The organism is Pseudogemmobacter sonorensis (assembly GCF_042762395.1).
Classification (GTDB): Bacteria; Pseudomonadota; Alphaproteobacteria; order Rhodobacterales; family Rhodobacteraceae; genus Pseudogemmobacter; species Pseudogemmobacter sonorensis.
This window is the reverse complement of sequence record NZ_JBEFZE010000028.1, coordinates 17,393-31,575: the sequence shown is the minus strand read 5'-3', so window position 1 is coordinate 31,575 and position 14,183 is coordinate 17,393. Positions and strand designations below refer to the sequence as shown.

Annotated in this window: 11 protein-coding genes; 6 read left to right on the top strand and 5 right to left on the bottom strand. The window is 66.8% G+C overall.

The window, feature by feature from the left end; genetic code table 11:
• Positions 1-55 precede the first annotated feature (55 nt).
• Entirely contained in the window at positions 56-1,066 is a 1,011-nt protein-coding gene (locus ABNX41_RS16660; protein ID WP_438670842.1) for an NAD-dependent epimerase/dehydratase family protein, read from the bottom strand.
• A 354-nt stretch (positions 1,067-1,420) separates the two neighbouring features.
• Here ABNX41_RS16660 and cysD point away from each other — a divergent pair, with 354 nt between their 5' ends.
• The 5 genes from cysD to ABNX41_RS16635 are packed head-to-tail and all read left to right on the top strand — an operon-like array spanning position 1,421 to position 6,992.
• A complete protein-coding gene (cysD, locus tag ABNX41_RS16655; protein WP_438670841.1) occupies positions 1,421-2,329 on the top strand; it encodes a sulfate adenylyltransferase subunit CysD in 909 nt (302 codons plus the stop codon).
• Positions 2,329-4,272, top strand: a complete 1,944-nt coding sequence (cysN, locus tag ABNX41_RS16650) for a sulfate adenylyltransferase subunit CysN (protein WP_438670840.1) — start codon at positions 2,329-2,331, stop codon at positions 4,270-4,272. The genes cysD and cysN overlap by 1 nt, the downstream gene beginning before the upstream one ends.
• A gap of 50 nt (positions 4,273-4,322) precedes the next feature.
• The gene (locus tag ABNX41_RS16645) at positions 4,323-5,339 is read left to right on the top strand and encodes a KpsF/GutQ family sugar-phosphate isomerase (protein WP_438670839.1); all 1,017 of its coding nucleotides are present in this window, start codon (positions 4,323-4,325) and stop codon (positions 5,337-5,339) included.
• Positions 5,340-5,352: 13 nt separating this feature from the next.
• A complete protein-coding gene (gene kdsA, locus ABNX41_RS16640) occupies positions 5,353-6,180 on the top strand; it encodes a 3-deoxy-8-phosphooctulonate synthase (protein ID WP_438670838.1) in 828 nt (275 codons plus the stop codon).
• A complete protein-coding gene (locus ABNX41_RS16635; RefSeq protein WP_438670837.1) occupies positions 6,180-6,992 on the top strand; it encodes a 3-deoxy-manno-octulosonate cytidylyltransferase in 813 nt (270 codons plus the stop codon). The genes kdsA and ABNX41_RS16635 overlap by 1 nt, the downstream gene beginning before the upstream one ends.
• 25 nt (positions 6,993-7,017) lie before the next feature.
• Here the strand turns inward: ABNX41_RS16635 and ABNX41_RS16630 are convergent, their stop codons facing one another.
• From ABNX41_RS16630 to ABNX41_RS16620, 3 genes are all read right to left on the bottom strand, one after another.
• Complete coding sequence (locus tag ABNX41_RS16630; RefSeq protein ID WP_438670836.1) at positions 7,018-7,701, bottom strand: sugar transferase; 684 nt, start codon at positions 7,699-7,701, stop codon at positions 7,018-7,020.
• Between the two features lie 225 nt (positions 7,702-7,926).
• Positions 7,927-8,928, bottom strand: a complete 1,002-nt coding sequence (locus ABNX41_RS16625) for a ParB N-terminal domain-containing protein (RefSeq protein ID WP_438670835.1) — start codon at positions 8,926-8,928, stop codon at positions 7,927-7,929.
• A 109-nt stretch (positions 8,929-9,037) separates the two neighbouring features.
• Positions 9,038-10,411, bottom strand: a complete 1,374-nt coding sequence (locus tag ABNX41_RS16620) for an AAA family ATPase (RefSeq protein ID WP_438670834.1) — start codon at positions 10,409-10,411, stop codon at positions 9,038-9,040.
• A 510-nt stretch (positions 10,412-10,921) separates the two neighbouring features.
• Between ABNX41_RS16620 and ABNX41_RS16615 the strand changes: the two genes are divergently transcribed.
• The gene (locus ABNX41_RS16615) at positions 10,922-11,908 is read left to right on the top strand and encodes a replication initiator protein A (RefSeq protein ID WP_438670833.1); all 987 of its coding nucleotides are present in this window, start codon (positions 10,922-10,924) and stop codon (positions 11,906-11,908) included.
• Positions 11,909-11,960: 52 nt separating this feature from the next.
• Here ABNX41_RS16615 and ABNX41_RS16610 read toward each other — a convergent pair whose 3' ends face one another.
• Complete coding sequence (locus ABNX41_RS16610; protein ID WP_438670832.1) at positions 11,961-14,174, bottom strand: GumC family protein; 2,214 nt, start codon at positions 14,172-14,174, stop codon at positions 11,961-11,963.
• Positions 14,175-14,183: the final 9 nt, after the last annotated feature.

The following is a 14,183-nucleotide window of genomic DNA, read 5'->3' as shown; positions in this document are numbered from 1 at the left end:
ATCCGGCCGAAACGCCGCCCGCGCCCCCGTCAGGAGATCGAGGCACTCCCGCCGGTCATGCGCCGTAATACGCGCGATACCAGGCGACGAAGGCCCGCACGCCTTCGGGCACCCGGGTTTTCGGCGCATAGCCGGTCAGCGATTTCAAAAGCGTCGCATCGGCCCAGGTCGCGGGCACGTCGCCGGGCTGCATCGCCATCAGGTTGCGGATCGCGGTCCGGCCGGTGGCGGTCTCGATCGCGGCGATGAAATCGGTCAGTTGCACCGCATCGGAATTGCCGATGTTCACCACCCGGAAGGGCGCGACCGGCGAAAGGCTGTCGCCCTCGGGCACAAGCCCGTCCTTGGGCCGGACCGGCGGGGTATCGATCAGAAGCCGGATCGCCTCGACCAGATCCTCGACATAGGTGAAATCGCGCTTCATCTCGCCGTGGTTGTAGACGTCGATCGGATCGCCGTTCAGGATCGCTTTGGTGAATTTGAACAGCGCCATGTCGGGCCGCCCCCAGGGGCCGTAGACGGTGAAGAAGCGAAACATCGTCACCGGGAGGTCGAAGAGATGGGCATAGGAATGCGCCATGCTCTCATTGGCCTTCTTGGTCGCGGCATAGAAGGACATCTGGTGATCGGCGCGGTCGGTCTCGGCATAGGGCATGCGGCTGTTCGCGCCGTAAGCCGATGAGGTCGAGGCCAGCAGCATATGCGCGGGCGGATGGGCCCGGGCGGCTTCCAGCAGTTCGAACGTGCCCTGGATATTGCTTTCCAGGTAGGAGCGCGGGTTCTCGATCGAATAGCGCACCCCGGCCTGGGCGGCGAGATGGACCACCACATCGGGACGGTGCCGCGCGAAAAGATCCATCAGAAGGCCCGGGGTCTCGACATTGTCGTTCACCACCGAAAAGCCGGGGCTGCGCGCCAGTCGCGCCTGGCGGCTGCGCTTCAGCCCGGGGTCGTAGTAATCCGAAAGATTGTCGACCCCCACCACTTGCAGCCCCTCGGCCAGAAGCCGCTCGCACAGGTGGTAGCCGATGAAACCCGAAGATCCGGTCACCAGGGCTGTCCGCATGTTCCTCACCATTTCCTGACACCATCTCCTGACACTGTATTTCCCGACACGGGCCGGGGGCGGCATAGCGGCTTTCGGCGCCGACACCAAGCTCCCGCCCCCCTATCGGCCCCGCTTGCGGGGAAATCGGGGCATGAACGGCCATTCCTTGCCCATCCGGCGCCCGCCCCCGCAGGCGCCGGGCCGGTTTCCCTCGGCCCTCGGCGGATGCGAAATCCTGTTCCGCGGTTCTCGTCCGGCCCGGACTTTCCGGCCTGAATGGCGCCGCGCCCCGGCTTTGCCCCGCCCCCGCCTTTGCTTTGCCCGGCACCTGTGGCATCAGGCACGGGATTTCATCAGTGCCATGGCAGGGCGATGACGGCTAGAACCACGCTGACCCATCTTCAACGGCTTGAAGCCGAAAGTATCCATATCATGCGCGAGGTGGTGGCCAATGCCGACCGCCCGGTCATGCTTTATTCGGTGGGCAAGGATTCCGCCGTGATGCTGCATCTGGCGAAAAAGGCCTTCTACCCCGCGCCGCCGCCCTTCCCGCTGCTTCATGTCGATACGACCTGGAAGTTCCGCGACATGTATGCGCTGCGCGACCGCGCCGCCAAGGCTGCCGGGATGGATCTGATCGTCTATCAGAACCCCGAGGCGGTCGAGAAAGGCATCAACCCTTTCGACCATGGCGGCCTGCACACCGACATGTGGAAGACCGATGGGCTGAAACAGGCGCTGACCATCCACGGTTTCGACGTGGCCTTCGGCGGCGCGCGGCGCGACGAGGAGAAATCCCGCGCCAAGGAGCGGGTGTTCTCCTTCCGCTCGGCCAGCCACCGCTGGGATCCGAAGAACCAGCGCCCGGAATTGTGGAAGCTCTACAACACCCGCAAGGCCCCGGGGGAAAGCATCCGCGCCTTCCCGATCTCGAACTGGACCGAGCTGGACATCTGGCAATATATCCATCTCGAAGGGATCGAGATCGTGCCGCTTTACTTCAGCGCGCCGCGCCCGGTGGTGGAGCGGAACGGCCTTCTGATCATGGCCGACGACGATCGCTTCCGCCTGAACCCCGGCGAGGTGCCGCAGGTGAAATCCGTCCGCTTCCGCACCCTTGGCTGCTATCCGCTGACCGGCGCGGTGGAATCGACCGCCACCACGCTGCCGCAGGTGATCCAGGAAATGCTTCTGACCACCACGTCCGAGCGCCAGGGCCGCGCCATCGACCACGACCAGGCCGCCTCGATGGAGAAGAAAAAGCAGGAGGGTTATTTCTGATGTCCGCCTTTCAGGATCAAGCCCCCGAAGATCACGGCACCGAACATCACGCCTATGAGGCCGACCGGCTGATCGCCGAGGATATCGACGCCTATCTGACCGCGCATCAGCACAAGACCATGCTGCGCTTCATCACCTGCGGCTCGGTGGATGACGGCAAGTCGACGCTGATCGGGCGGCTGCTCTATGACAGCAAGATGATCTTCGAGGATCAGCTCGCCAGCCTCGAACACGACAGCAAATCCGTCGGCACCCAGGGCGGCGGCATCGATTTCGCGCTCTTGGTGGACGGCCTGGCCGCCGAGCGCGAACAGGGCATCACCATCGACGTGGCCTACCGCTTCTTCGCGACCGAAAAGCGCAAGTTCATCGTCGCCGACACGCCCGGGCATGAGCAATATACCCGCAACATGGTCACCGGCGCCTCGACCGCCGATCTGGCCGTGATCCTGATCGACGCGCGCCAGGGCGTGCTGACCCAGACCCGCCGCCATTCGTATCTGGTGAACCTATTGGGCATCCGCAACATCGTGCTGGCGGTGAACAAGATGGACCTGGTCGGCTATTCCGCCGAGCGTTTCTACGAGATTGTGAGCGATTATTCACATTTTGCCCGCCAGATCGGCATGGAAAGCTTCCTGCCGATCCCGATCTCGGGGCTGATGGGCGACAATATCGTCACCCGTTCGGAAAACATGGCCTGGTATCAGGGGCCGACCCTGATCTCGCATCTGGAAACCGCGCCGATGAACGACACCCGGCTTCAGGATGCGCCCTTCCGCATGGCCGTGCAATGGGTGAACCGGCCGAACCTCGATTTCCGCGGTTTCGCGGGCCAGATCGCCACCGGCAGCCTCCGGCCCGGCGATGCCGTCCGCATCCTGCCTTCGGGCCGGACGACCAGCGTGAAAGGCATCGTCACGCTGGACGGCGATCTGGAGCAGGCGGTGGCGGGCCAGTCGGTCACGCTGACCCTGACGGATGAGGTCGATTGCTCGCGCGGCGACGTGATCACCACCGCCGACGCGCCCTGCGAAGTCGCCGACCAGTTCGAGGCAACGCTGGTCTGGATGTCGGAGGCCGAGATGCTGCCGGGCCGCCCCTATCTCTTGAAGATCGGGACGCAGACCGTCACCGCCTCGGTGACCGAGCCGAAATACGAGGTCAACGTCAACACGCTGGAGCATCTGGCCTCGAAGACGCTGGCCCTGAACGCGATCGGGGTGGTCAATATCTCGACCGACCGGGCGATCCCCTTCGAATCCTATGCCACCAACCCCGATCTGGGCGGGTTCATCCTGATCGACCGGATCTCGAACGCGACCGTGGCGGCGGGGATGATCCATTTCGCGCTGCGCCGCAGCCAGAACATCCATTGGCAGGCGGTCGACATCAACCGCGAGGCGCATGCCGGCCTCAAGGGCCAGCGCCCGGCGGTGGTCTGGTTCACCGGGCTTTCGGGATCGGGGAAATCGACGATCGCCAATCTGGTCGAGAAGAAGCTTCATGCCATGGGGCGCCATACCTTCCTTCTGGATGGCGACAACGTCCGCCACGGGCTGAACCGCGACCTGGGCTTCACCGATGCCGACCGGGTGGAAAACATCCGCCGCGTGGGCGAGGTGGCCAGGCTGATGACCGATGCCGGGCTGATCGTGCTCACGGCCTTCATCTCGCCGTTCCGGTCGGAACGGCGGATGGTGCGCGACCTTATCCCCGAGGGCGAATTCATCGAGGTCCATGTGAACACGCCGCTTGAGGTGGCCGAAGCGCGCGACGTCAAGGGACTTTACAAGAAGGCCCGCGCCGGACAGTTGAAGAACTTCACCGGCATCGACAGCCCCTATGAGGCCCCCGAAAGCCCCGAACTGGTGGTCGATACCGTCTCGCTTTCCGCCGAGGAGGCCGCCGAGCGGGTGGTCGAGGCGCTGCTCGCGCGTTGAGCCTTTGCGTTGACCCCAGGCCTGCGGGGGACCATATCCGCAGCACGAGCATGGCGAAGGGGGCGATGGTGATGGCGGCGAAAGACGGCAGGGACAGCGCGGCGCCCGATCCGGCGGTCGACCCGGTGGCCGTCGCCGAGCGCGTGCTTCGGATCGAGGGCGAGGCGCTGCTTGCGCTTTCCGCCGCGCCGCCCGGGGATTTCGCGGCGGCCGTGGCGCTGATCCTGGCCTCCAGGGGCCATGTCATCGTCTCGGGCATGGGGAAATCCGGGCATGTCGGCCGCAAGCTCGCGGCGACGCTGGCCTCGACCGGGACGCCCGCCTTCTTCGTCCATCCCGCCGAGGCCAGCCATGGCGATCTGGGCATGATCGTGCCCGGCGATACCTGCATCCTGATCTCGAACTCTGGCGAAACCACCGAACTGGGCGACATCATCGCCCATTGCGCGCGGTTCGGAATCGCGATCATCGGGATATCGAAACGCCCGGGCAGCAGCCTGATGCGGGCGGCGCGGCTGAAACTGACCCTGCCCGACCTGCCCGAGGCCTGTTCGATCGGCATGGCCCCCACGACCTCGACCACGATGACGCTGGCGCTCGGCGATGCCCTCGCCGTCGCGCTGATGGAGGCGCGCGCCTTCCGCCCCGAAGAGTTTCGCACCTATCACCCCGGCGGCAAGCTGGGCGCGCGGCTGGCGCCGGTGGCGCGGCTGATGCATGGCGGCGACGAGGTGCCCCTGGTGCCCGAGGGGCTGGGCATGCCCGATGCGCTGCTGGTGATGACCTCGCACGGTTTCGGCGTGGCGGGCGTCGTCGATGGCGCGGGTCGGCTTGTCGGCGTGATCTCGGACGGGGACCTGCGGCGCAACATGACCGGGCTGATGGAGCGGGCCGCAGGCGAGGTCGCCACCCGCAACCCGGTCACCACCAGGCCCGACACCCTTGCCGCCGAGGCGCTGGCGGTGATGAATGCGCGCAAGATCGGCGCCCTGATCGTGGTGGACGACCAGGATCGGCCCGTCGGCATATTGCATATCCACGACTGCCTGCGCGCGGGCGTGGCCTGAGCGGGAGCGGAACATGGACCCAAAGACCGTCACCATCGGCGACATCCCCTTCGGGGGCGCCCATCCGATCGCGCTGATCCTTGGCCCCTGCCAGTTGGAAAGCCTGGATCACGCCAGGATGATGGCCGAGCGCATCGCGGCGGCCTGCGCCCCCACGGGGACGAAATTCATCTTCAAGGCCAGCTACGACAAGGCCAACCGGTCGTCGCTGTCGGGCAGGCGCGGCCTCGGCATGGAAAAGGGGCTGGAGGTCCTGGACCGGATCCGCAGCGAATTCGGCGTGCCGGTGCTGACCGACGTGCATGAGCCCGGCCATTGCGCGCCTGCGGCCGAGGTCTGCGACGTGTTGCAGATCCCGGCCTTCCTGTGCCGGCAGACCGACCTTCTGCTGGCGGCGGGCGCCACGGGGCGCGCGGTCAACATCAAGAAGGGCCAGTTCCTGGCGCCCTGGGACATGGACAATGTCGCGGCCAAGGTGGAATCGACCGGAAACCGGCGCATCATGCTGTGCGAGCGCGGCACCTCTTTCGGCTACAACGCGCTGGTGACCGATTTCCGCGGCCTGCCGCGGATGGCCGAGACCGGCTGGCCGGTGATCTTCGACGCCACCCATTCGGTGCAGCGGCCCGGCGGGCTTGGCGGGGCCACCGGCGGGCAACGCGAATATGTCGCGGTGCTGGCGCGGGCCGCCTGCGCGGTCGGCGTGGCGGGCCTGTTCATCGAGACCCACCAGGACCCCGACAACGCGCCCTCGGACGGGCCGAACATGGTGCCCCTGGACCGGCTGGCCGACCTGATCGGGCAGTTGCGCGCCTTCGACGCGCTGTCGAAGGGGCTGTGATGGACACGGTCATCATCATCCCTGCCCGCCATGCCTCGACCCGCTATCCGGGCAAGCCCCTGGCGATGCTAAAAGGCGCAGGCGGCGTCTCGCGCAGCCTGCTGGAGCGTTCGGTCATCGCCGGGCGCCGCGCGGTCGAGGAGGCGGGCGGCGGCATCGGCCTTTACGTCGCCACCGACGACAGCCGCATCGCCGACGAGGCGCGGCGCATCGGCGCCGAGGTGATCATGACCTCGGAAAGCTGCCGCAACGGCACCGAGCGCGTGGCCGAGGCCGTCGCCAATGCCGGGCTGGCGCCCGAAATCGTGGTGAACCTGCAAGGCGACGCGCCGCTGACGCCTCCCGGTTTCGTCACCGCGCTGATCCGGCACATGCACGCCCGTCCAGAGGCCGGGATCGCCACCCCGGTCCTGCGCTGCGATGCGGAATCGGTCAGGAACTTCATCGCCGATCGCGCGGCGGGACGGGTGGGGGCGACCACCGTGGTCTCGGACCGGCTGGGCCGGGCGCTCTATTTCTCGAAGGAAGTGATCCCCTTCACCAACGGGCGCGGCGTGGTCGATGGCGCGGTGCCGGTCTTCCACCATGTCGGGCTCTACGCCTACCGCCCCCCCGCGTTGGCGGCCTATACCGGCTGGGCGCCGGGACCGCTGGAAAGCCTGGAAGGGCTGGAACAATTGCGCTTCCTGGAGAACGGCCATCCGGTCGAGACCGTCGAGGTCAGCGCGCCCGGCGCGAAATTCTGGGAATTGAACAATCCCTCGGACGTGCCCCTGATCGAGGGCTATCTGGCGCAGATGGATTGGGCGTAAACGACCGGGGGGCGGGCCCGGGCCGTTACCGTCCGGTCCGGGCGATGACGGCGAAGAAGGTCTGGAAGATGATGCGGAGATCGGCGACCAGGCCGATTTCGGACACATATTCCTTGTCCATCGCGATCCGGTCGGCATAGCTGACGTCATTGCGTCCGCTGACCTGCCAACGGCCGGTCAGGCCGGGGCGCACGGCCTCGTAATAGCGCCGCGCCTCGCCATATTGCAAAAGCTCGACCTCGGTGACCGGCCTGGGTCCGACAAGGCTCATCTCCCCCTTCAGCACGTTCCAAAGCTGCGGCAGCTCATCAAGGCTGGTCGCCCGCAGGAAGGCGCCGAAACGGGTGACCCTGGGATCATCCGTCAACTTGAAAGTGGCGTCCCATTCGGCCCGCGCCTGCGGGTTTTCGCGCAGGTGACGGGCCAGACGTTCCTGGGAATCGATCACCATGCTGCGCAGCTTCCAGCAGCGGAACGGCTGGCCATTGACCCCGATGCGCCGATGCCCGAACAGCGGCGCGCCGCCCGACAGGCTGACAAGAAGCGCAAGCACCAGGATGACCGGCACCGTCACCGGGGCGGAAAGCAGGACCAGCGCCACATCCAGCCCGCGCTTGCCGAAACGGCGATAGGTTCCGGCCTCGAATCTCAGACAGGCGTCTTCACCCCTCAGCGCGGCGCCAGCATTGTCGGCATATCGGCCTTTCACTGACATCTCCCGGAAAATTTCAGGTTTTTGGGCAAACCCGGGATCGGCGGCATGCATGCAGCGCATTCCGGCATGGAATCGCAAGATCGGACATAACTTCTAAATTTTGAGTTAATAGCGATGCAGCGGCAGCGGCCCCCGGGGAGCGGAAATCCCCGGGAAACCCGATGACCGGCAGATGATCCGTCGACAGGCTACCGGAATCCCCTCCCGATCCTGCCGCCCCTAGCGGGGCATCTTCCCCAGCCATCGCATAAGCTCGGCCTGGAAGGCCGGATCCACCGACTCTCCGGTCAGGACGGCCCGGCCGGGCCCGGTTTCAAGCCACAGGCCCGGACGGATCTCCACCCGGGCGCGCGGCACGACCTTCGCCTTGCCCTGCGCCACCGCATCTTGCAAAAGTCCCAGTTCCGCTGCGGCATCGACGGGGCCGGGGTCAAGCAGCCGCTCTCTCAGCCCTTGCAGCTTTTCGGGCTCCTGGGCGATGGCCTGCGCCAGTTTCAGCCCCAGCCGCTCGGGGATGGCGGAACCGAAGCGCAGCCGGTCGCCAAGCGCGGCATGGAGCGACAGGAAACTGCCGATCTTCGAGCGCTTCGCCTTGCTGGCCGCCGCGAACAGCGCCGCGATCGCGGCACGGGCGTCCGTGAAGGCGCCCGCCTCGGCGGCAAGGGCGGCGATGCGGGCGCGCTCGTAATAGCTCAGCCCCGAGCGGATCTCGTTTTCCTCGACCATGGCGCGATAGGCCTCGCCCGAGGTTTCGGGGCGGCGCAGGATCGCCAGCACGGTGGCGAAACGCGCCTCGCCGGTTTCGCCATGCAATTGCCGCAGCGCCCTCAGCCGCCGCCAGCCCGAGATCAGGCCGTAGCGTCCGCCGTCCTGCGCGACCAGCTCAACCGGGGCCTGCTGGCCGCGCGCCCGGATCGAGGCGATCAGATCCTCCATATCGCCGGGATCGGCCTCCATCCGGTCACGGTGTAGCCAGGTCTCGTCCACCGCGGCCAAGGGGATAGCCTGGATCATCCGGCCCGAGACGCGAGCGCGCTCCACCTCGGCGGCAAGGTCTTCCAGCGCAGCGCGGGCGGCGGCATCCCCCGCCACCTGGGCGATGGGTGCCGGGGAAAAGCCCGCCGTCCGGCCCAGCCCCGGGGCGGGGGGCGGAGCATCGCCGCCGCCTGTCAGCGACAGGGACTCATCGCCGGAAGGAAGGCTCAGACGTTTGCGGGCCATGCTTTTCCCCCCTGCCGGAACGGTCCGGTTTCGCATGCGAAACCATATCCGGCATCTGCCCCAGAAGTCACGGCGCCGAAGGCGGATCGCATGGCAGGGCCGGTGACCGTCATCCTGCCGCCGCCTTTTCGTCGCGCCGCCAACTGCCGATCAGCAGGCGCTTCACCATCGCATAGGTGTCGTCGAAGGTCTCGCGGCCCCGGATATAGGTCTCGCGGTTGAAGTCGCGGTAGTCGGCCTCGTAGATCCCGGCGACCTGTTCGGCGGCCTGGCCGATCAGCGCGGTGAAGCCCTGGCGCACCGTCGCCAGATTGCGCCCCATCCATACCTGCATCAGCGCGGCCATCTCGGCCTGTTGCGCGCCGTCGAACCGCGTCACCACCGCGCGCACCGCATCCCATTCGAAATGCAGTTCGGCCCGGCCCAGGGCGCGGGCGGCCAGGTTCTCGCCCTCTTCGATCGAGGAGAAGGTCGAATGCAGCATGTCGAAGAACCGTCCCGTGGAATCGAACTCCAGGAACGAGGCGCCGGTGGGCACCAGCAGGATATCGGCCGCCGCCAGCCCGTTGATGGTCAGATAGCCAAGCGCGGGCGGGGTATCGAGGATCACGAGATCATAGCGGTCCAGCACCCCGTCCTCGGCCAGCACCTCGGTCAGCGCATCCCACAGCTTCCAGCGCCGGGCCTGCATCCGCCAGACCGGGATCTGGAATTCGGCCCAGTAAAGGTTCAACTGCGCCCCGATCAGGTCGATATTCGGCCAATGGGTGTTCTGGATCACATCGTCCGCGCCCAGCTTCAGCGCCTCGGCCAGGGTTTCGTCCACCGGGATCGGCGGCTCGCCCCGGTCGAGCCGGACCGCATTCTCGGCATGAAGGTGGCGGGCGTAATGGCGCGCCAGCAGCGGAAACACCGTCTGCCATTCGTCCTTGACCCGGCCGCCGAAGATCGAGGTCATCGAGCCCTGGCTGTCGAGATCGATCACCAGCACCTTGTAGCCGTCGAGCGCCGCCGACATCGCCAGATGCGCCGCGGTCGAGGTCTTGCCGACGCCGCCCTTGAAATTCGCCACCGCGACCAGTTTCGCGGGCAGGCCCTTCGGACGCCAGGGCAGGTATTCCTTCGACTTGTTGCCTTCGGCTGCGAAGAAGGCGCGCAGGCGCAGCACCTCGTCGAGCGTGAACCAGCGCGTCCCGCCCTCGACCTGGGCGCGGCCCTGCGGCAGGTTGGGATTGGCCTTCAGCACGCGGCGGAAATGCGCGGTCGCCACCGGGATCAGGTAGCGGGTGATCTCCCAGGTCGAGAATTCGCGCAGGCGCCGCGTGCCTTGGTCGTCGAGGCCCCGGGCGGCCAGATCGTCCCGTCCCCGGGCGCAGGCGGCGGCGAGATTTGCGAAAAGCCCGGTGGTGGCGGGGGAGCCAAGATCCTCGAGACTCGCGTCGGGATGGATGTTGAAATAGGGGGGAAGATCGGAATTTGACATCACCTGCCGCCATGTTCGCATTTTATGCAGATATACGCAAATTATCGGCACATGGAAATGTTTTGATGATCTTCTCTGCGATTTCTATGCATTTTCAACGCGGATGGGACCGCAGGAACCCGGTTTCGGGTATCGCGCGCAGATCCTGCTCAAGTTATTTTTGGTTATAGATTCTGTTAAGGAAAATCTTCCTTCAGGCAATGTCATGATATTGAAAGTAAATATCGTGAAATTCCGGCCAGGGGCGACTCTGTAACCACGAATGTGGCGATTCCGATCCCCCGAAGGGGCGACTCTGATCCCTCGAAACCTGCGGTTCGGGTTCTGGACAGGGTCTGTGGATAACTTTAGGGTGGCGTCACTGAAACCCCGAATCCGGAGATCTCGAATCCGAGGCAGAATCTGGGGGCAGGATCCGGGGCGCAAGGCGGCCCCGCGAGGCAGGCGCAGAGGCGGGATGACGGCCGGGCTCCGGGGGTGTGGCACGGGCAGGGGCGGGAGAGGGCGGCGATGACGACATTACTGCCCGACCGCCATCCGCAGGGCGATTTCTTCATCTGCGACATCTTCGACGCCCATCCCAAGGACGATCTGGCCTCGATGGAGCATCCGCTGTTCTCGCTGTCGACCAAGCCCGACCTGCGCATCCTCGACTATGCCCATAACGGCGCGCGGATCACGGTGACGCCTTCGGTCAAGGGGCTGGCGACGATCCATGACAAGGACATCCTGATCTATTGCATCAGCCAGTTGATGGCGGCGCTGAACGCGGGGCGGCAACTGGCGCGGACGCTGCATCTGCGCGCGCATGACCTGCTGGTCGCCACCAACCGCGAGACCAGCGGCGATGCCTACCGGCGGCTGTGCGAGGCTTTCGAGCGGCTGTCGGGCACCCGCATCACCACCAATATCGCCACCGGCGGGATCGAGGTCACCCGCGGCTTCGGCCTGATCGAATCCTGGGAGGTGGTGCGCAAGTCGAAAGGCGGGCGGATGGTCTCGGTCGCGGTGACGCTGTCGGAATGGCTTTACCGCGCGGTGCTGGCAAAATCGGTGCTGACGCTTTCGCGCGATTACTTCCGGCTGCGAAAGCCGCTGGAGCGCCGGGTCTACGAGCTGGCGCGCAAGCATTGCGGCCATCAGCCGGAATGGCGGGTCTCGGTCGCGGTGCTGCACCATAAATCCGGCTCGGCCTCGCCCCTGCGGGTGTTTCGCAAGATGATCCGCGACATGATCGCGGCCGATCTGCTGCCCGAATACCGTATCGAGGAACAGCCCGGCGACATCTTGCGCCTGCGGCCGAGGAAGGCCCCAGCCGACCTGCCGCTGGTTTCCTCGGGCGCGATGGAGCGGGCGCGCGATCTGGCCCCGGGCGAGGATCTTCACGCCCGGGTGGCCGAATGGCAGGATCAGTGGCAGGCCGGGGGCCGGGTGCCCTTGCGGGCGCCGGACCGGGCCTTTCTTGGCTGGCTGGCCCGGCGCGCCGCCGGGGCCTGAGGCGGGTCGTCACGCGGTCGGCGGGCCCGGGTGCGCCTGACGCCGGGGCGGTTCAGTCCTCGTCCTTGCCGTAATAGGAATAATAGCGGCCATATCCCTTGCCGTCGCGCTCGGCATGGCTGAGGACGGCATAGATCCGGGCATCGGGGCGTTTCATCTCGGCCAGTTGCCCGGCGGCCTCGCGCGCCTCGCCCTGGGTGGTCGTGCCGTAGCGGACCACGAGGACCACGCCATCGGCATGGCGGGCCAGATAGCGGGTATCGACCACCGGAAGAAGCGGCGGGCTGTCGATGATCACGATGTCGAACTGCTGCCTGGCCCCGGTGATCAGCCCGTTGAAGGCGGGGCTGTTGACCAGTTGATCGGTGGGCGTGGCGCTGCGCCCGCCCGCCGTCAGCACGACAAGCGCCGACAACGGGTCGCGCGCCACCTGAAGATCGGTCGCCGTTTCATCGCCGGGCGCGCTGAGGTAGTCCAGAAGCCCCACGCTGCTGGAAACCCCCAGCCGGTCGGCGATGGCGGGCTTGCGCAGGTCGGCGTCGATCAGCAGCGTGTTCAGCCCGGAAAGCGCGTAGGTCCGCGCCAGGGCGACGGCGGTCGTGGTCTTGCCCTCGGCCTGAAGGGCCGAAGAGATCAGCAGGACCCGGCCGCGTGGACTGCCGCGCCCGGCATGGCCGCGGGGGCCGTCGATATCGCTCGCCTCGCCCCTTGCATCGCCCCGGGCATCATCCATGTCGATCACGGCGCGCAGCTTGCGGAAGGTCTCGGCATAGGGCGACATCGGCGCGGTGACGATGGTATCGGCCAGCGATCCGCCCTCGGGGGGCTCGCTCTGGGGCACGGTTGCCGGCACGCGCAATTGCAAGATGTTGCGCAACTGGCTCTCCGAGGTGATCCCGCCGATGTAGAATTCGCGCAGGAAGGCCAAAGCCACGCCAAGGCCCAGGCCCCCGACCAGCGCCAGCATCAGGATCATGCGCCTGTTCGGCGCGGCGGCGCCATCGGGCGGCAGGGCTTCCGAGACGATGCGGGCATCGGCGACCTGAAGGCTGGCCAGGGTGCCCATGTCCTGCTCGCGCGCCAGCAGGGTCTGATACTGGTTGCGGGCATTGGTCGCGGTCTGTTGCAGGTTGAAAAGCTCGCTCAGCATCTCGGCCGAAAGCCCCGATTGCAGCAGGGTCGAGCGCAGTGCGTCCCGCGTCTCGGCCTCGAGGCTGCCGCCCAGGGCCAGGCCCTCCTCGAGTTCCGCCCGCGCAAGATCCGAGCGCGCGGAGAGATCCGTTTCGATCCGCGCCAGTTCCGAGGCGAGATCCACCGCCTCGGTCGTGCCCGCCACCGTCCCGGCCAGGCGCCGCTCAAGCTCCGTGCGCTGGCGGGCCAGCTCGGCCATGGCGGCATCGCCGAGGCTGCTGGCGGCCGCGTCCCAGTTTCCGGCCGCGATCGCGCCCTCGGCCCCGGCGAGGCGCCCGGCCATCTCGGCCTGCCGGGCCTGGGCGGCTTCGAGGCTGCGGCGCAGCTCGGCCACGGCCGGATCGCCGCTTTCGCGTTCCAACTGTGCCAGGTTGGTCTCGATGAAGCCGTTCACCGCATTCTCGGCCAGGACCAGGCGGTTCTGCGCCTCGGCCAACTGGCGGTTCAGCACGTCGCGCGCATCCAGAAGCGATCGCGTCTTGGCCGCGATCTGGCGCTGGATATAGGTGTCGGCATAGATATTGGCGATCGCCGCCGCGCGTTCGGGGCTGGCCGATTCCGCCGAGACCGCGATCAGATAGGTCAGGCCCTGGCGGCGGATGGTGATCGCGCCCTTCAGCCTGCCGATGCTGGCCTTGACCAGATCGGCCTCGCTCTGGGGGGGGCGGGGCGAAAGGCCGAACCTGCGGCGCAGGTCGTTGCCGTCGGTCTCGATGCCAAGCGCGATCCGGGTCTTTTCCAGCCAGCCCAGCTGGGGTCCGAATTCGGGATCGCGGATCAGATCCGCCGCACCGACCACCGCCAGCACCGTGGCGTCCGAGCGCAGGATCTCGACCTCGCCATCGACGCGGGCATTGAGGACCGCGCTCTGGGCCTGGCTCCCCGTGCCGGGGTCGAGCAGGTTGGTCTCCCGCCCGTCCAGCAGGAGGAGCGTCGTCGCCCGGTAGAGCGGCGTCGCGGTCAGGATGAAGGCAAGGGCGAGCCCCAGGCACAGGCCGATCGTGGCGACGATCAGCCGCCGTTGCCGTTTGAAGATGGCGACGATTTCCCTCAGGTCGATCTCGGTCGTATCCAAAGCGATACC

Coding starts and splice junctions, on each gene's coding strand:
- ABNX41_RS16660 (WP_438670842.1), bottom strand. CDS start 1,066: ATGCGGACAGCCCTGGTGACCGGATCTTCGGGTTTCATCGGCTACCAC.
- cysD (WP_438670841.1), top strand. CDS start 1,421: ATGACGGCTAGAACCACGCTGACCCATCTTCAACGGCTTGAAGCCGAA.
- cysN (WP_438670840.1), top strand. CDS start 2,329: ATGTCCGCCTTTCAGGATCAAGCCCCCGAAGATCACGGCACCGAACAT.
- ABNX41_RS16645 (WP_438670839.1), top strand. CDS start 4,323: ATGGCGAAGGGGGCGATGGTGATGGCGGCGAAAGACGGCAGGGACAGC.
- kdsA (WP_438670838.1), top strand. CDS start 5,353: ATGGACCCAAAGACCGTCACCATCGGCGACATCCCCTTCGGGGGCGCC.
- ABNX41_RS16635 (WP_438670837.1), top strand. CDS start 6,180: ATGGACACGGTCATCATCATCCCTGCCCGCCATGCCTCGACCCGCTAT.
- ABNX41_RS16625 (WP_438670835.1), bottom strand. CDS start 8,928: ATGGCCCGCAAACGTCTGAGCCTTCCTTCCGGCGATGAGTCCCTGTCG.
- ABNX41_RS16620 (WP_438670834.1), bottom strand. CDS start 10,411: ATGTCAAATTCCGATCTTCCCCCCTATTTCAACATCCATCCCGACGCG.
- ABNX41_RS16615 (WP_438670833.1), top strand. CDS start 10,922: ATGACGACATTACTGCCCGACCGCCATCCGCAGGGCGATTTCTTCATC.